This window comes from uncultured Sulfitobacter sp. (assembly GCF_964021855.1).
GTDB lineage: Bacteria > Pseudomonadota > Alphaproteobacteria > Rhodobacterales > Rhodobacteraceae > Sulfitobacter.
The window spans coordinates 567,188-584,712 of record NZ_CAXHZD010000001.1; the positions used below are offsets into that span (position 1 = coordinate 567,188).

General features: G+C 59.6%; 15 protein-coding genes. 3 read left to right on the forward strand and 12 right to left on the reverse strand.

Features of this window, described 5'->3' with window-relative positions; genetic code table 11:
- Positions 1–136: 136 nt before the first annotated feature.
- Genes AADJ11_RS02765 through AADJ11_RS02785 form a run of 5 tightly spaced genes read right to left on the reverse strand, consistent with a single transcriptional unit; the run spans position 137 to position 5,883 of the window.
- Positions 137–1,414 (reverse strand): lysine N(6)-hydroxylase/L-ornithine N(5)-oxygenase family protein, encoded by a 1,278-nt coding sequence (locus AADJ11_RS02765; RefSeq protein ID WP_341233028.1) that lies wholly within the window; start codon positions 1,412–1,414, stop codon positions 137–139.
- Positions 1,411–2,460, reverse strand: coding sequence for a GNAT family N-acetyltransferase (locus AADJ11_RS02770; RefSeq protein WP_341233029.1), 1,050 nt, complete (start codon positions 2,458–2,460; stop codon positions 1,411–1,413). The genes AADJ11_RS02765 and AADJ11_RS02770 overlap by 4 nt, the downstream gene beginning before the upstream one ends.
- Complete coding sequence (locus AADJ11_RS02775; protein ID WP_341233030.1) at positions 2,460–3,398, reverse strand: alpha/beta hydrolase-fold protein; 939 nt, start codon at positions 3,396–3,398, stop codon at positions 2,460–2,462. The genes AADJ11_RS02770 and AADJ11_RS02775 overlap by 1 nt, the downstream gene beginning before the upstream one ends.
- Positions 3,395–4,561 (reverse strand): PLP-dependent transferase, encoded by a 1,167-nt coding sequence (locus AADJ11_RS02780; protein ID WP_341233031.1) that lies wholly within the window; start codon positions 4,559–4,561, stop codon positions 3,395–3,397. The genes AADJ11_RS02775 and AADJ11_RS02780 overlap by 4 nt, the downstream gene beginning before the upstream one ends.
- The gene (locus AADJ11_RS02785) at positions 4,558–5,883 is read right to left on the reverse strand and encodes an MATE family efflux transporter (protein WP_341233032.1); all 1,326 of its coding nucleotides are present in this window, start codon (positions 5,881–5,883) and stop codon (positions 4,558–4,560) included. The genes AADJ11_RS02780 and AADJ11_RS02785 overlap by 4 nt, the downstream gene beginning before the upstream one ends.
- A 183-nt stretch (positions 5,884–6,066) precedes the next feature.
- On the opposite strand from AADJ11_RS02785, the gene AADJ11_RS02790 reads away from it, so the two are divergent.
- A complete protein-coding gene (locus tag AADJ11_RS02790; protein WP_341233033.1) occupies positions 6,067–6,270 on the forward strand; it encodes an MbtH family NRPS accessory protein in 204 nt (67 codons plus the stop codon).
- Entirely contained in the window at positions 6,267–10,142 is a 3,876-nt protein-coding gene (locus AADJ11_RS02795) for an amino acid adenylation domain-containing protein (protein WP_341233034.1), read from the forward strand. The genes AADJ11_RS02790 and AADJ11_RS02795 overlap by 4 nt, the downstream gene beginning before the upstream one ends.
- A gap of 86 nt (positions 10,143–10,228) precedes the next feature.
- Here AADJ11_RS02795 and AADJ11_RS02800 read toward each other — a convergent pair whose 3' ends face one another.
- The 4 genes from AADJ11_RS02800 to AADJ11_RS02815 form a co-directional block, all read right to left on the reverse strand.
- Complete coding sequence (locus tag AADJ11_RS02800) at positions 10,229–11,038, reverse strand: ABC transporter permease (protein ID WP_341233035.1); 810 nt, start codon at positions 11,036–11,038, stop codon at positions 10,229–10,231.
- Positions 11,031–11,798: an ABC transporter ATP-binding protein gene (locus AADJ11_RS02805; protein ID WP_341233036.1), complete on the reverse strand. Its 768-nt coding sequence runs from the start codon at positions 11,796–11,798 to the stop codon at positions 11,031–11,033. The genes AADJ11_RS02800 and AADJ11_RS02805 overlap by 8 nt, the downstream gene beginning before the upstream one ends.
- 62 nt (positions 11,799–11,860) lie before the next feature.
- Positions 11,861–12,880, reverse strand: a complete 1,020-nt coding sequence (locus AADJ11_RS02810) for an ABC transporter substrate-binding protein (RefSeq protein WP_341233037.1) — start codon at positions 12,878–12,880, stop codon at positions 11,861–11,863.
- A 31-nt stretch (positions 12,881–12,911) separates the two neighbouring features.
- On the reverse strand, positions 12,912–13,589 hold the full coding sequence (locus AADJ11_RS02815; protein ID WP_341233038.1) for a GntR family transcriptional regulator: 678 nt from the start codon (positions 13,587–13,589) through the stop codon (positions 12,912–12,914).
- Between the two features lie 179 nt (positions 13,590–13,768).
- On the opposite strand from AADJ11_RS02815, the gene AADJ11_RS02820 reads away from it, so the two are divergent.
- Positions 13,769–14,707 carry an alpha/beta fold hydrolase gene (locus AADJ11_RS02820; RefSeq protein ID WP_341233039.1) on the forward strand — a complete coding sequence of 313 codons (939 nt, stop codon included), beginning with the start codon at positions 13,769–13,771 and terminating at the stop codon, positions 14,705–14,707.
- 31 nt (positions 14,708–14,738) lie between these two features.
- Here the strand turns inward: AADJ11_RS02820 and AADJ11_RS02825 are convergent, their stop codons facing one another.
- The 3 genes from AADJ11_RS02825 to AADJ11_RS02835 are packed head-to-tail and all read right to left on the reverse strand — an operon-like array spanning position 14,739 to position 17,481.
- Complete coding sequence (locus AADJ11_RS02825) at positions 14,739–15,527, reverse strand: ABC transporter ATP-binding protein (RefSeq protein WP_341233040.1); 789 nt, start codon at positions 15,525–15,527, stop codon at positions 14,739–14,741.
- The gene (locus AADJ11_RS02830) at positions 15,527–16,468 is read right to left on the reverse strand and encodes an iron ABC transporter permease (protein ID WP_341233041.1); all 942 of its coding nucleotides are present in this window, start codon (positions 16,466–16,468) and stop codon (positions 15,527–15,529) included. Before AADJ11_RS02830 ends, AADJ11_RS02825 begins: the two co-directional genes overlap by 1 nt.
- Positions 16,465–17,481 carry an iron ABC transporter permease gene (locus AADJ11_RS02835; protein ID WP_341233042.1) on the reverse strand — a complete coding sequence of 339 codons (1,017 nt, stop codon included), beginning with the start codon at positions 17,479–17,481 and terminating at the stop codon, positions 16,465–16,467. The genes AADJ11_RS02830 and AADJ11_RS02835 overlap by 4 nt, the downstream gene beginning before the upstream one ends.
- Positions 17,482–17,525 lie beyond the last annotated feature (44 nt).

The following is a 17,525-nucleotide window of genomic DNA, read 5'->3' on the forward strand; positions in this document are numbered from 1 at the left end:
TGTAGACTTGGGCACGAATCTACCGGGCGGGGTGCTGAGTGGATGCGGGGTTTCGGTAACATGGAATCCGCGCGGCCGCCAATATGGTGCCCGCGCGATAAGAAAAATTTCCCGCGATAGTTGAAATTTAAGACGATTATTCCGCAGCGATTTCCCGGGCCTGTACGGGCGCTGAAGCAAGGGTCGCGACGATCTCTTCGGACCTTTGCGCAAGCACGGATAGCAGCGTATCGCTTAGCCCGTGGGTCGGCTCACTATAGCCTTGGACATAGATCGACGGCGCAAACCCATCCGTCATCGGCAAGCGATAGTCGCGGCCCGGTACCGTGTTGAGGCAGTATTGCGCAATCCCATGCAAAACCTGCTGGTCAAGCGCGCGGGTGTATCCGGTTGCACAGATGATATGGTCATACCGTTCCGTCCGCATTTCCTCGGCTTGTGACAACGTTAACGCCAGTGTGTCGCCTGCCGTTTCCATCTGGGTCACCAGCGTATCTGGCTGAATCGAAAGACGTTTTTCCGAAACCACTGATTGCTCGTAAACCATTTCGTAGATGGCACAAATCAGGTCCTCATCCACGACCGAATAGTTTGTCGCGGCCAGTTCATCCAGCGCGGCATGGCGTGCGCCGTCGGGCAAGGCATAGAATGCATCGGTCTGGCTGGGGTCAAAAATCTCGTTCACGAAGGGGCTGTCATCAGACGGTTTGATGGTTCTGCCACGCATGATCAGGTCAAGCTGCGGTGCCTCGGGACGGTCGGCCAGATCGGCAAAAATCTCGGCAGCACTTTGCCCCGCACCAATGATGGCAATCCGTTCACCGGGGCGCAGGCTGGGGACGACGGATGTCATATAATCCTTGGAGTGTACGACGCGGGGGTCATCGACATGATCATTGCAAAACGCGGGGAATTTGGGTGCACCGCCCGGCGCGATCACAAGGTTGCGCGCCCGATATCTGGTTTCGTTACCGTTGGCCGCACGTGTGACGACATCGACGGCATCAACCGCGCCATGACGGTCCACCGCTTCGATCCCGACGACCCGGCGATCATAGTCGCAGACCGGAAATTGCGCGGCCACCCACGACAGGTAATCGTTGAACTCCACACGGCTGGGAAAGAACGTTTTACGATTGATGAACCGGTTCAACCGCCCCTTTTGGTGCAGATAGCTTACAAAGGTATAGGGGCTTTGCGGATTGCGTTGGCCCACCAGATCCTTGAGGAACGAAATCTGCATATCCGCACCGGGGATCATCATACCGGGGTGCCAGGCAAAACGCGGCTGCGCCTCAAGGAATTTTGCACGGATCGGCGTTTGTGCTTCGTCCAATGCGACAGCAAGCGAGAGGTTCGAGGGGCCAAAGCCCACACCGATAAGATCGTATATCTCTTGATCAGATGTCGTCATGTCCAGTCTCCTGTGGTGGGAAGGCGCGCGGGGGAAAAGCAAAGCGGTGTCCCGCGCCCGGTTTCGGGCCGCGCCCAAAGGCGGGCTTCAAAGAAGTGCTGGCGTTCGAGTTGAACAAGGCTTGCGCGTTTATGGGAAAAGTCGAATTCGCGGATATGAGCAAAGCCACCGCGTGACAGGTTTTTCAGCTGTTGGGCGTGGCTCGCTTTCGGTTCGCCCATCAAGGATTGCGTGCGGGGTTCAGACAGAAACATGTAATGCATCAATGACGGTAGCCATGCGGTGACATAGTCGGCACCGCGCACGTTTTCTTCGCCAATCAGCACATGCCAGCCCCGATCCCATGGGGCGGCGTCATAATGTGCCCCGATCCGGTTTTCACGCGCCCAGTATAGTTCGAAATATGCAAAATCCTGACCGTCAAGCGCACCAATCACGGGCAGCATATGCGGATCAGCCATAAGCGTTTCCAGATAGGCACGGTGTTGTTCGATTGTACCGGCTTCTTCGAAAAACTCGGCGACGCGCGGATCGTTTTGCCAGCGGTGAAACGTCTCAAGATCGCTGTGATCCAAGGCGCGCAGGGTTAGCACTTGATCAAGCCAAGGGATATGACGCTGATACAACAGCCCCTTTGGTTTGGGTGGGCGGATGGGGTGGCGCCCCTGTGGCCCTTGTTGCCAAAGTGTCGGGTAATTTGGCGCAGGGTGCGGACACCAGCGGTCTGGAACCTGCCAGAACGCAGCAGGCAAAACCACTGCTCCAATCTCGGTCTCAAGGGCAATGCCCTTGGCCAAGAGGTCTGGCAAAAGCGGTGCCCAATCCGAACCCGTCAAACGGATTGCGCATTCTTCGCCGTGGTTGGTCAGCGTCTCAAAGGCGGCAAGCGCGATGTCTAGGGCAACAGCACCCGCTTCTTGCGGGGCAGAAAGCTCAAGCCGCCCGCCGCCAAGGTCGGCCAGTGCCAACGACGCATGGTTTGCCACACGCACAAAACTGCCATCGCGCTGCGCACGGATCGGGGAGGGTGTTAGATCGCGGGGCATCAAATGTCCTTTTCCAATATTTGAGGGGGATGGGGCGTTTGCGCCGATGTTTCCCAAAGATCGAAATGTGATCGATCAATCGCAAAGGCCCAGCTGAGCGCGCGGTTCACGGCAACTGGCAGAACAGACATGTGCGTCTCGCCAGCGTAGGTTTCATAGGCGACGTCCAGCCCGCGCGCGGTAAGTTCGCTGGCCATTTCCTGCGCGGCGGCAACGGTGCGTGTGACGGCTTTTTCCGCAATGCGCGTTTCAACCTCGTCCCCGGTGCGTTGAAACGGGGCAAGGTCGGCCCCTTCCCATTCTCCGGCAGACAGATGAACGCGCGGGGCGTTTTCAGGCGGGGTGAATGCCTCAAGATGATCCAGCAATGCGCTGTCTTCCCACGTGATCGCGGGGCTGGCAGCAATCAAATTGCGAAAGCCGCCGGGGTGGTTGAACAGCATCCAAAGAGCAAACAGCCCGCCAAAGGAATGGCCAAACAAGGACTGGTTCTGAAGATCAAGCCGGATGTGATCCGCCAGAAATTCGCGTGCATCCTCAAGTAGGAAACGCGCCATCTCGGCACCGCCGCCAGTTTTGACCTCTGGCCCGCCCTCATGAAACGGCGGATAGCTGCGGCCCGGCGGTGGCCCCAAATCCCAACTGCGCCGAAAACTGTCATAGGCGTCATCGCTTGGGTAGCCCACGGCGATCAGCGCGCCCCAGCCAAGGTTCGTACCGCTGGGCCAAAAGGCCTGCGCCCGCATGGCATCCACGGCCGTGCCGATCACCGCGTTTCCGTCCATCAACCACAGTGCGGGCCAGCCTGCTTCGGGCTCTGGCGCGGGCGGGGTCCACAAAAATACTCTCCGCACGGCCCCCGTGACGCTATCGCGCAGGTCAAACCAGCGGATGCCGCCAACGGTCCATTGTCCTTGATCGACCAGAAGGTTGCTCATGCTGCGATGGCCAGTGCTTGGCCGATGGCTTGAGATAAATCCGCCAGCAAAACATCTGCGGGTTCCAAGCCCGCCGCCAGCCGGATGGTACGGGGGCTGACATTGAAACGCTGGAACGAATTGGCAGCACCGGCCAGTCCGCAGGCGGCTTGCCCCGGCACGATCAGGCTTTCCGGCCCGCCCCAGCTTACACCCAACCGGATCACCTGCAGGGCATTGCAGAACTGTTCGACGTTCACGCCTTCAGCCAGATCAAAGGCGAACAAACCGCCATAGCCGCGCAGCCCGGCGGGGTGCTCTGACAGCAGGCCGGGATGGTGCACCTTTGTCACCATCGGATGCGCGTTCAAGGCCCCCGCCAGCGTCAGACCGGTTTGCATATGGGCATGCATGCGCAGTTCGAGCGTTCGCATACCACGCAGCACCAAAAATGCATCCATCGGCGACATGCGTCCGCCAAACAGATGTGTGGCCTCGTGATCGATCTGTTTGATCATCGCCGATGATCCAGTGACCAGCCCGCCCAATGTATCGCTGTGCCCGGACAGGTATTTCGATGCGGCATGCACGATCAGATCAATGCCAAGCGCGGCAGGGTTCTGGAAAATCGGTGTTGCCCAGCTGTTGTCGATCACTGAAATAGCGCCGTGGTGCTGTGCCGCCGTGGCGATGGCCCCAAGATCCTGCAGCTTAAATGTCCAGCTTGTCGGGCTTTCCAGATACACCATCCGCGCGCCCGGAAGGGCCGCAATCACCGCCGCTGTGTCGGTGCCATCGACATAAACCGTTTCAACGCCGAACCGGCGCAGGACAGTCTCAAACAGGCGGTAGGCGTCAGAATACACATGCTCAATGGCCACGATCCGGTCACCCGATTTAACAAAGGGCAATACCGCGCCGCAAATCGCCGCCATGCCCGAGGAAAAGCCGCGCGCGGCTTCGGTCCCCTCAAGCCGTGCAATCAGCGCTTCAAGCTCGCTGACGGTTGGATTGTCGCCGCGTGAATAGACCAGTTGATCAGACCGCCCCGAGAACACAGCCTCGATCTGGGCATAGGTGTCGAACAAGAACGACGACGCTTGGAAGATCGGCGGGGCACTGGCAGCAAGCGGCGTTTCGCGGGCCGGCGTGATCAGGTCTGGCACGAAAGTGTGATGGGTCATGCGGATACTCCGATTGGGTGTGGTGAAGCGCTGGTAATTTTCAGCAAAACAAGGGCGACGCAGGCGGACAGGTAAGCGGACAGCGTTATGGCCATCGGCAGGGCGGACACCCCATAGGTTGGCAGCAGGAACGCCAGCGTGGGCCAAAGCAGCCAACCCATCGGGGCCAGCCCCAAGAGCATGGCCAGACGGGGGCGGATCGCCGCTTGAAGGCTGATCTGCCCGATAAGGCGGATTGCAAATGCGGGAATAGACAGCGCAAGCCAGCGCAAATGTGTCGCTGTTTCTACGACGACAGCGGGTACATCGCTCATCACGCTGGCAAGAGGCGTGGCACCGATCCACAGCAAGGCCGCGCACATCAGGCAAATCATTGGCGCGAACCGCAGCAACAGGGATTGCGCGCGCGCGACCCGCTGGCCATCCCCGGCACCATAGGCATAGGACAGGATCGGTTGAACGCCGATTGCGAACCCTTCAAGCGGCAAGGTCACGAACAGGATCAACCGCAGCGCCACACCAAGGGCCGCTACGGATTCCAAGCCCCCGTGCTCTGCCGCGAGGCGCAGCACCGCCAGCAAACCAAAGGTGGTGACCGCAAAGCTTGCAGCTTCGGGCATGCCGACGCGCAGTACCGGCGCAAGCAACCGGACAGATCCCCAAGAGGGGCGGCGCGCTGGGGTGTGAAACCACACGGCCCAGACGGATAACGTGACAAGCTGCGCCGTGATCGTGGCCCACGCCGCACCGTCTAGCCCAAGACCGAAACCAAAGATGTACAAGGGGTCCAGCACCATATTCAGGCCAAAGCACAGCGCCAATGTGCGCATGCTCATCCGGGCGTGCCCGCGTCCGATGGCGGTGAAATCGCAGACGATTTGAATGATCCCAAAGGCGACGGTCAGCGTTTGGATAGGATAATACGCCCGCGCCATCGGCAGTGTTTCTTGTGGCATCGACAGCAGATGGAGCACCGGCGTCATGCCCAGTTGAAGGGCGGCCCATAACACAGTTGCCAGCGCTGCGGCGGTCGCAAAGGACAGGCCGGATATCTTGCGCGCGCGCTCGGTCTCGCCTGCGCCCAAGGCCCGCGCCACGCTGCTGGCTGCCCCAATGCCGATACCGATCCCGACGGCCACTGCAAACCCCGCAAGCGACGCCATCAGCGCCAAAACAGCAAGGGGGGACGCGCCAAGTTGGCCGACGAAAGCGGCATCCACGATTTGATGGCTCGCGTTCAGCGACAGGCCCACCATTGCAGGCAGCCCAAGACGCAGCATCAGCTGTGGCAGCTTTTTATGCGAAAGGTCGACGTCGGGCATAGTTTGTCCTGAATGATGCGGGATACGCGTGCTTCAATGACAGGACGGGAGAGCATGGAGGAAATTCACCTTTCCGCGAAATATTTTTCAAAATCGCAAAATAATCTGCCTGCCGGGTGAATTTCGAACCGGCTCATACGTCTGGGTGACAGGATCCACGAACTGTACTCAAAGGACAGGCGCATGACACATTCCACACTGGCCCATGCTCAATGGCGCATTTTGCGCAATCACGAGGGACGCTATTCGGTTTATCCCGCCACGCGACCCGCACCTGATGGGTGGGATGTTGTCGGCGAACCAGGGACCCGTGAGGCCTGCCTGGAAACGATTTCCGCGCGCTGGACTGACATGCGACCCGATGCGCTGAAGGAGGCGATGTCATGAGCAAAGACCTTGATTTCCCGACGCCCGCCCGCACGCTGAACAGCCACGAAAAACGTATCTTTGCCCATGAACAGGTGGGCGATCTGGCCCCCTTTACCCCTGAAGTTCTAGTGCTGAAGTTCGAAAGCGGGTGGGACGAGGAACATCTGACCGATGCCGTGGAACGGGTTCTGACCGAGCATCCAGCCTTTACCGCGCGGTTTGAAATCCAACCCGGCGGAGAGGCGCTGCGCCATTCCGACCGCGAAACAAAACTAGCGCTTTGCGGTTTCGGCGATGCGGCGATGGCGCAAGGTGCAGCTCAGGCGCACCTCCCGTCGCTTGAGGGTACCAGCGCCTTTGCCGACTTCTGGTCGGCTGCCGATGGGGGGTATATTCTGGCGCTTACATTGCACCCGATCTTGGGGGGTGATGGGGTCTATGCCTCGATCGAGCGGGCGATTTGGAATGCGCTTGATGCAGGTCAGCCGGGCGAGCCCGCCGTCGAGGTCGAGGAGCCCCAGATCGACCGTAAAACCCGTGCGCAACGTCTGAACACATGGCAATCTTTGATGGACAGCTATGGCGTGGTGCGGGTGCCGCATCGGTTTGACGCGCAGGAAGGGCCGCAACGGTTGCGCGAAATCCGGATTTTGCCACAGGCGTTTTGCAAAGAGATATCGGGCACCGATGGCAATGCTCAACTGGAAACCACTTTGGCCGCCGCGACGGCTGTTGTGCTGTATCGATACAGCGGCATGAACGCGTTTCGGTTTGCCTGCGGTCAGACTGTGGAAAGCACCCAAAGGACAGCAGGGGTTTTGCCGGTCTGCATCAGTGTGATCCCCGAACGGGGCTTTGGTGCGGTACAAACTAAAATCGAACAAGTCATCGGTGAAGGGCGCGCCCATCAACTGCCCAGCGAAACATTGGTGCAGGATCGGCTGGCTCGTGCGGATGCTGATCCCCACCCCCTTGGTGCGGTGTCGTTGCATGTCTTGCCCACGCGCGCCTTGCCCAATGGTGTGACGCGGCTGGCCCGCCCAATGCCACCGCTGGCCGAAGAGATTGTGATCGTCGCCGAGGAAACGGACGCCGGGCTGGTTCTGACGGCTGACGCGGATACAGGGTTGTTTACCGCGCCGCAGATCACGCGGCTTTTGACCCATTTCGAACGTGTGTTGTACGGCGGGCTAGAGACGCCAACCGAGCCGGTCGCGCTATTGCCGATGGTGAGCGACGCCGAGCTTGACGCGCTTTCCGCGCCTTATCCTGACGACACGCCGGTTGATCCACGGCCAACCCATGAAATCATCGCCGAACATGCGCAGCGCACGCCTGACAAGGTGGCTGTGATCTGTGGGCAAGATCAGATTACCCACGGCAGGCTGGACGCGCAGGCGAATGCGCTTGCCCATCGGTTGGTGGAAATGGGTGTCGGCCCTGACGTGTCGGTCGCCATTCTGATCGAACGTGGTACCCACGCAGTGATGGCGATCCTTGCAGCATTGAAGGCAGGGGGGGCCTATATCCCGGTCGAGCCGGATCACCCGACCAGCCGCAACCACCACATTCTAACAGACGCCGGTGTGCGTGTGGTGTTAACGCGTCGCGGGTTTCTGGATCGCTTGCCAAAGGGGCTAGAGGCGCGTGTTCTGTGCCTTGAGGACTTTGCCGATGTCCCGCGCGTCGATGCGCCAGATGTGACCATCCATCCCGAACAGCTGGCCTATGTGATGTACACATCGGGATCGACGGGCAAACCCAAAGGCGTGGCCGTCGAACACGGGCCGCTTAGCCATCACAACCAGACCACCGCCCGCGTGTACGAGATGAGCGCGGAAAGCCGCGAATTGCCGTTCTTGCCGTTTTCGTCAGACGGGGGGCACGAACGTTGGATGGTACCGTTGATGATGGGCGGTTCGGTGGTGATCCCCGACGGCCCGCTTTGGACGCCTGAACAGACGCTGACAGCAATGCGCGAACATGGGTGCAATAACGCATCTATCCCGACGACTTACCTGCAACAGCTTGCCGAATGGGCCGAGGATACCGACAGTGCCCCGCCCATGCGGCTGTATTCCTTTGGTGGAGAAGGTCTGGCGCAATCGACATTCGATCTGTTGTCGCGGGCGCTAAAGGCGAAAACCCTGATCAATGGCTATGGGCCGACCGAAACGATCATGACGCCGATGGTGTGGAAAGTGGACGCTGGCACACGGTTTGAAGGCACCTATGCGCCGCTGGGGCGCGCGGTCGGGGATCGCCGGGCCTATGTGCTGGATGTTGAAATGATGCCCTGCCCGCAGGGTGTTGTGGGGGAAATATATCTTGGGGGGACCGGTGTCGCGCGCGGCTATGTTGGCAAGCCAGACGTGACCGCCGACCGGTTTATCCCTGATCCCTTTGGCCCCGTGTTGGACGGCACATCGGGCGCGCGGCTGTACCGCACGGGCGATCTGGGGCGCTGGCGCGAAGACGGCACAATTGAATTCGTCGGGCGTGTTGATCTGCAGATCAAGATCAACGGCTACCGGATCGAACCGGGAGAGATTGAAGCCGCCCTTTTGACCGACCCAACCGTGAGCGAAGCCTTGGTGTTGCTGCGCGAGGATAGGGCCGAAAAACGGCTTTTGGCCTATGTGGTCGGGCCTGACCTGAACGCTGGCGATGCGCTGTTGAATGGTCTTGGCACGAAGCTTCCCAAGCACATGCTGCCAGATGCGGTTATCGTGCTGGCCAAAATGCCAACCAACCCGAATGCAAAGCTGGACCGTGCCGCCATGCCAATGGCCCCTGTGAAACGGCACGGCGGGGAAGGTATAGCGCCCACAACCAAGGACGAAAGCACGATCTTGGACATTTGGCGTGATCTGATCGGTGCCCCGCAGATGGGGGTTACGGATGACTTTTTTGCCATGGGGGGCAAATCGCTAGTCGCGCTTAAGGCGCTTGCAGCCATGCGCAAACATTGGCCCGAAACCGCCCTTACCATTGCTGATTTGTTTGACGCGCCGACGGTGCGGGGGATCGCGGAACGGATTGCAGCGGGCGGTCAAACCGGGCGCAGCGCGATTGCATTGCGCGCCAGTGGCACCAAGCCGCGGCTGTATTGTTTCCCCGGATTGCTGGTTTCAACGCGTGAATATCTGCACCTGACAGATCATTTGGGGCCGGATCAGCCGGTGACCGGTTTCTTGTGCCATTCGCTGAACGAAGAAAAGCAGTTGAACGTATCGGTGGAGGACGTCGTGGGCGAATACGTCGCCCATATCCGCGCTGAAAGCGCGGGGCAGCCCGTCGCATTCCTTGGTTGGTCTTGGGGCGGCCTGCTGGCTTGGGAGGCCGCGCGCCAACTGCAAGGTGATGTGGATGTGCAGTTGATTGGCATGGTTGACGTGTGTGATTTGGGGACAGATTTCACACCCAACGCCACCCCGAAGTTCGAACCCGGTGAACGCGCGCAGCTAGAACAGGACCTGTTGGTCTGGCTCGAAAAGACCAAAATGCGGGCGCAATGGGACCGGCTGATTGGCACGATGGACGATGAATGCTTTGATCAGTTTCTGCGGTTCATCGGTAATGAGGCGGAACCCCTGCCGTTCGACGGGCCTGACATCTCTAGCCGGGAACATACGTTCTGGGTCTTGATCGACAACGCGCTGGTGTTCCGGCGTCACAAAATGGCCGCGCTCGATGTGCCTGTCGCCTCGTTCAGCGCCGGTGACAGTCTAAGCCGTGGGCTGAATCTGGTCGATTGGCGCAAGCTGTCGCCGCGCGCCACAGCGGCAGACACGGTCACCGGCACCAACCATCTGCGCATTATTGGCGACACCAGGTTTCACGAACGCTTCAAGGCGCGGCTTGACGCGGCCTTTGCGCCAGACGCCTAGATCGGGCCCTTGCCCTGACGAAACATGACGGTGCTGCGCGTATTTGACATCGCGCAGCACCAGCCAAGAGCATTCGGGTTTGCGGCTTACTCCCGCCACCCCAATAGGCGACGTTCAATGAACCCGATCACCGTGCTTAGGATCACGCCGAGCAGGGACAGAATAACGACGCCCGCAAACAAGCGCTCCAAATCATACAGCGACCCAGCTTCGAGGATATAAGCGCCGATCCCGTATTCGGCCCCCAGCATTTCAGCGGCGACCAACAAGATGATCGCGATGGCAAGCGAGATGCGCAGGCCAGACAAGATACCGGGCATGGCACCGGGCAGCACAATCTTGCGCACGATGGAAAACCACGACAAGCCAAAGCTTTGACCCATGCGGATCAAAGAGCGGTCCACATTATCGACCGCGCCATAGGTGGCCACCACGGTGGGGGTGAACGTGCCAAAGGCGATCAGCGCATATTTGCTGGCCTCGTCGATGCCGAACCAGATCACAAACAGTGGCAACAGGGCGATTTTGGGGATTGGGAAAATGGCGGCCACCAGCGGGACCAGACCCGCGCGGACATAGGAAAAGAGGCCGATCATTACGCCGACACAGATCCCGACCGAGGCACCGATTGCGGCCCCGACAGCCAAGCGGCTAAGCGACGGCAGCAGATGTTTGAACAACATCCCGCTGTCCCACAGCTCTTTAAACGTTGCCAGAACGTCGGATGGTTTGGGCAGTGTCAGGGCAGATATCCAGCCGCTGCGTGTGCCGATCTCCATGATCGCGATCAGCACGACAAACACGGCCAATCCGACCCAACGCCGCGCCTTTGGGGCAAAACCGCCGCCGCGAAACCGGACTTCGATAGGTTGGGCTTTGATCGTTGCATCAGACATCTAGCAATTCCTCATCAGCTGCGCGGGCCTCGTCGCGCATCATATCCCACAGGTGTTTCTGGATCTGCTCAAGCTCGGGGTTGCCGTGGCTGCGCTCTGCCAGCGGCATATCAATCTCGACCATTTCGCGGATTTCACCGGGTCGGCGTGACAGCACAACAATGCGGTGGCCCAGGCGCACAGCCTCGGCCAGATTGTGGGTCACATAGGCGGCGGTAAAGGGCTGGCGAGTCCACAAGGCCACCAGATCATCCATCAGCAATTCACGCGTCTGGCTGTCTAGGGCGGACAGCGGTTCGTCCATCAACATCACGGCCGGTTTGACGGCCAGCGCGCGGGCAATCGCCACGCGTTGCTTCATGCCGCCCGACAATTGGCGCGGCAGGGCATTGCTGAAATCGCTGAGCTTGGTGCGGGCCAAAACGTCAGAGATGATCGCATTGGCAGCGGCCCCTTTGATGCCGTGGTCCTCAAGCACGAGGGAAATGTTCCCGTGCACAGTGCGCCAAGGCAGCAGCGCGAAATCCTGAAACACATAAGTAAGCGGGTTAAGACATCCGGCAGGCGGCGTGCCAAGTTGCAAGACACGGCCCTTGGTTGCGCGTTCCAGCCCGCCGATCAGGCGCAGCAAGGTGGATTTGCCACAGCCGGACGGCCCGACAAAGCAGACGATCTTGCCCGTTGGAATATCCAGCGAGATGTCGCGCAATACCTCAGTGTCGCCATAGGAATGGCTGATCGCATCCAAGCGAATGTCCATGAAACTGCCCTTAGAAATGAAACGACTGGCCGCGCGATTGGCGGCCAGTCTTGGGTTTGGTCTTAAGCCTCGAACGTCTCGACAAAGCTGGTGTCGACAAACGTATCCAGCGTGATGTCACCGTCGATCAACCCTTCGGACTGGAACCAGCTAAGCTGATCCTGAACCGAAGCGACGTTCAGACGCGCGCCTTCGTTGATGCGCATGGTGCCGTTGATGATCGACGGGGCCGCTTTGGCCCGCTCGCGGTCTGTGTAGACGTATTTATGGATCAGATCGACCATCTCGTTCACGCCGTCTTCGCCGCCGGATTTATCGATCATGGTGGAGTTGTAATCAGAAGCCCCCATGCTGAACGCCTTGAGGAAATCTGATGTCTGCTGGCGTTCATCATTGGCGTTCTTGGCCGATGTGAACACGGTCGTGACCTGATAATTTGGCAGATAATCAGACACATTGCCGATGATATGCACCGCACCAGAGCCCGCCAATGGCTTGGCGATATGGGGCACAATGGACCACGCATCAATCTGGCCAGATTTCAGCGCGCCAATGATGGCACCCACTTTTTGCAGCGGCGTAAAGGACACATCGACGCCCTCGGCTTGGGCAATTTTCGAGCCCATATAGTGGAACGACGACCCAGCCGTTGAGATGCCGAATTTCTTGCCACCAAGGCCTGCTGGCGATGTCAGGCCCGCTTGGAAAGCTGCGTCCGAGGCAAGGATTTTCTGGCCATCAATGCCCGGCTCTTCGCTCAGCGCGCCGCCGATAACCTTGATTGCGCCCTTATCTGCCAGCGAAATCAAGCCACCCGAGACCGCGGTCACGGCATAGTCTACGTCACCCGACGCAATCGCGACCGCCATCGGTTGCGCCGCTTGGAAAAAGCGCAGTTCAACATCAAGGCCAGCATCGGCGAAATAGGCGCGTTCGGCGGCGATAAAACTTGCGGAATGCGATGTGAAGCGCAGCGCGCCCACAACAATCTTTTTGTTTTGCGCAAGCGCTGGTGCTGCGAGGCCTGATGCCGCCGCTGCCCCGATCAGACCCAGTGTCTGACGTCTGTTAAAAGTGACCATTGTTTCCTCCCTAAATGATCTTTTCGTTTTTTTAGGCACCCAAGTCGGCACCGATTTCGTCTTCTAGAACTTGCAAAGCGCGCTGTTCGTCGCGCGCGATGACAGCGTTTTGTAGCAAAGCCCGACGCGATGCGCGGGCGGCAAAGTCGATGCGCCCTTCGCGCAAGAGCGCCAAGCGAAAGCGACGCGACTGACCGTAAAACTGCGCGGCCATGTCCATCAGTCTGGGTGATCCGCTGGCCGAAATCAGCGCCATGCTCAGATCGCGGCAGGCCTCGTCCCACTCCAGCGCGGTGACATCATCAGGATTGTTTTGAACGACCGTGTCGGCGCGGCTCACCGCATGAAGTGCGGCAATCACACGGCCTTCCCAAGCTACATCCCCACGCTCGATCGAGCGTTTCAGGCCAAGCTTTTCAACCTCGAGCCTCACTAGCAGAATATCACGCAGATCATCCTCGGTCGCCGAGGTGACGCGGAACCCGCGCTGGCTGATCGCCTCGACCATCCCTTCGGAGGATAAAATCCGCAGCGTCTCGCGCATTGAATGGTTCGAGCCACCATAGGACTGGCGCAAATCTGCGAGCTTTAGTTTCTGATCGGGGCGCAGCAGGCCAAAGGAGATGTCGCGCCGGATCGCAGAGGCGAGCATTTCGACAACTGTATCGTCTTCCGATTTACGACCACCAAAAAGCAATTTGCCCACCATTCCAAATAATGTTGGATATTACTGGGTATATTCGCAACATCGAGTCAAGGCGGTTTTTGGACAGATGCGCCGACTTAACCTTCGCGGCCCCCCGTAACCTAAACGCCATTTTGCGGCAAAACGCGTTGCGCGGCCTGCCTGAAATACCTAAGTTAATTTATAAACTATCGGAGAACATCATGCGCCTGACCTGTCTTGTCCCGCTGCTTTTCCCTGCATTGGCGGTGGCCGGACCTGTGCAAATTCCCGGACCTCAGGGGCCATTAGAGGCAGAGCAGATCACCGTCGAGGGTGCCGATCATGCGGTGGTTATTATCCCCGGATCAGGGCCGACTGACAAGGACGGGAACGCGTCGGTAATGGGGATCAAGACGGATGCCTACAAGCAGTTGGCCGAGGCGTTGGCCGAACAAGGGGTCGCGTCACTGCGCATCGATAAAAGGGGCTTTTACGGCAGTGCCAAGGCCATCGCAGACCCGAATAATGTCACCATCGCCGCCTATGCCCAAGATGCCCGCGATTGGGTGGATCACGCGTCCGCCCTTGCCCCTTGTGTCTGGATTGCAGGGCATTCCGAGGGCGGGTTGGTGGCGCTGGTCGCCGCGCAGGACCAACCCGAAAACCTGTGTGGTCTGATCCTGATGGCAACGCCCGGGCGGCCAATGGGGCAGCTGCTGATTGAGCAGTTTGAGGCCAATCCCGCCAACGCCCCGCTGATGCCCGAGCTTAGAGAGATCGTCGAAGGTCTTGAGGCTGGCCAGACCCGCGACCCCGCAGCGCTGACGCCAATTTTGCGACCGCTCTTTTCGGAAGGCATCCAACGTTTCATGGTCGACGGATTTTCTTATGACCCCGCGATGATAGCCAAAGATTGGCAAGGCCCTGCGCTGATCATCCAAGGGGACGAAGACATTCAGGTAAACGCCCGCGACGCCGGTTTGCTTCAAGGGGCGCTGCCGCAGGCGCAGTACATAGACCTTGCTGGCGGAACACATATGATGAAGGCGGCGGTCGCTGGAAACCCCGTTGCCACATATACAGATCCAAGTTTACCGCTGCATGAGGCGCTTATACCGGGCATTGCGCGTTTCCTGATTGAGCATACCAAGCCTGAATAGGCGAACAGGGCGGCGAACGCATAGCTGCCCTTTATTCCTCCGGATACACAACCGGGCGTGCGAAAACCGGATCGGGCCGCACCTGCGCGCGAAGACCATAAAGCTGCATGACAGTTTGGGGGGTTAGGGCTTCGGCGGGGGCTCCGGCGCAGACCAGCTTGCCCTCGGACAGGCCCACAAGCGTGTCGCAGAAACGTGCCGCAATGGTCAGATCGTGTAGCACCACCACGACGCGGCAGGCCTGCCGCTGTTCATCCACAAGTTGCCGCAGCAGCTGCATCAGGCGGATTTGGTGTGGCAGATCAAGGTAGGATGTCGGTTCGTCCAGCAGAATGACGTCGGTTTGCTGGGCCAGCGCCATTGCAATCCACGCCCGCTGTCGCTGCCCCCCTGAAAGCGCTGTTAACGGGCGCTGACGCAATGCGCTCAGCTGTGTGGCCTCAAGTGCCTGCGTAACGGCGTCACGGTCGGCCCGCGAAGGCGGCAGAAAGGCCTTTCGCCACGGTGTACGGCCCTTGGCGACCAATCCCTCGACGGTCATATCGGCCAGCATTGGCGGTTCTTGCGGCAAGAACGCGATTTGGCGTGCCCGCGCGATTGAGGGCATCTGAGCAATATCCGCCCCCCGCAATTTGACGCTGCCATTGTCGGGTGTTTTCAGACCGCCAAGGCAACGCAGCAGCGTTGATTTTCCGCAGCCGTTGGGGCCGATGATACCTGTGATCCCCACATCCGGCAGACGCGCGCTGAACTGGGAGTAAACCGTTTGATGTCCTAAGCTTACCGTCAAGTCGTGGATGTCAAAAAGGGGCTGTTTCATCACGCGGTCTTTCGCTTCTCTGACCATAGGAAAAAGATAAGATAGGGCGCGCCGATCAGGGTCATGATCAAGCCTGTCGGCAGAGTTACCAATGGCGCGATCAATCGGGCGGCCAGATCGGCGGCTGTTAGCAGACAGGCCCCCATAAGGGCCGCGGGGAACAGGGCGGGTGGTTCGGCCCCGGTGACCGCGCGGGCAAGGGGGGCGGCGGTAAAGGCGAGAAACCCGATCGGCCCAACCGCCAACGTGGCCGCTGCCGTCAGCAAGGTGACCAGCCCAAGCACGGTGAAACGCAATACGGTCAAGTTGACGCCAAGCCCCGTCATCACGTCGTCACCCAGCCAAAGCGTACGCAGATCACGCGCGCGACACAGCACCACAAACATTGCGCAGCCAACGCCGCCAAGCAGCATGCTGGCGGTCGTCAAATCGGCACGGGCAAGCGAGCCGGACAGCCACAACATCATCTGGCTGATTGTCGCATCGGGCGCGCGCAAGAGGATCACGGTCGTCGCGGCCGACGCGGTCGCGCCGACGCCAATGCCATATAGAACAAACGCAATTGGTCCCTGATTGCGGGCCAAGGTGATCACGGCAAACAGGGCAACGGCGGCACCAACGGTTTCACCCAGAAAGACAGAGGTACCCAACCCAAGCGCCACGATGTGGCCAAGGCTGGCCCCCTGCACCAGACCGATCACATCAGGTGTGGCCAAGGGATTGCGGGTCAGCCCCTGCATCAAGGCCCCTGCAAGACCAAGCGCCAGACCGGCGGCAACAGCCAGCGCAGTGCGTGGCAGACGCAGCACTTGGATTACGAAATCATCCGTGTCCCAAAGCCCCCGCCAGACCTCGGTGGGCGACAGCCAGTCGCGCCCGCCCGATAGGGCAAGGAACACAAGGCAGACCAACGCAAGCAACAGGGTAATCACAGGCTTCATTCCGCGCGCCACCGTGTTGGGCGCAGGACGCGGCGCAACACCATAATCAGCGCTGGCCCCCCTAAAAGGGCAGCGATAATACCGGCATGGACCTCTCCGGGGCGGGCGATCACGCGGCCGATTGTGTCTGCTAAGACGAGGGCGGAACCGCCAAGCGGTAGGGCAAGAAGATAGGCCCGCCGCAACGACCCTGCCGCCAGACTGCGGGCGACAAAGGGAACGAGCAGGCCCAGAAACGCCAAGGGACCCGCAATCGCGACGCTTGCGCCGCTGAGCATGGTAACGCAGGCCAACACAAGCGCGACGGTGCGGTTGGGATTGCGCCCCAAGCTATCGCTTTGCTCTGCCCCAAGGCTCAGCAGTTCAAGCCGTTCACAGGTGAAATACCCTGCGACAAGCAAAACTGAGATCACTGCCAAAGGGGCAATCTCAGTTCGGGCGACCGCAGGAATAGCGCCGGAAATCCAGCGCAAGTATCGCGCCTGCATTTCCGCATCGGCCAAGATCAGGGTTGAGGCGAGCGCAAGGCACAAGGTTTCAATGGCGAGACCGGCAAGGGGCAAGCGCAAGGCAATGCCGCCGACCCCTGCCACGGGGTCAGTTCCCGCCAGATGCCACAAGGTGTATCCTGCCAGACCTGCCCCGACACTTGCCGCCAACAGAATAGCCATGCCGCTGCTGAAGGGGGTAAAATAGGCCAAGGCGATGGCCGCCAGCGCGGCCCCTGCGTTGATCCCCGTGATCCCCGGATCGGCCAGTGGGTTGCCCGTTAACGCCTGAAGCATCAATCCTGAAATGGCCAATGCTGCCCCGACACATATTGCGCACACCGTTCTAAACGCGCGGCTTTCGAGCAGGCCAATTGTGTCGTTGAACAACGCGTTCAGTGTCACCGGGGCGGCGCCGAACCGCAACGACAGTGCTGCGCTTAGGCATAAAACCAAACACAGCAAAACAAGGCTAATGGCGAAAGATGCGCGTGACATGACATTCCCGTTGGTTCCGGCTGGCATGACGCTTGCCCTTAACGGGTATTCATATTCGTAAGGCGCTGCAA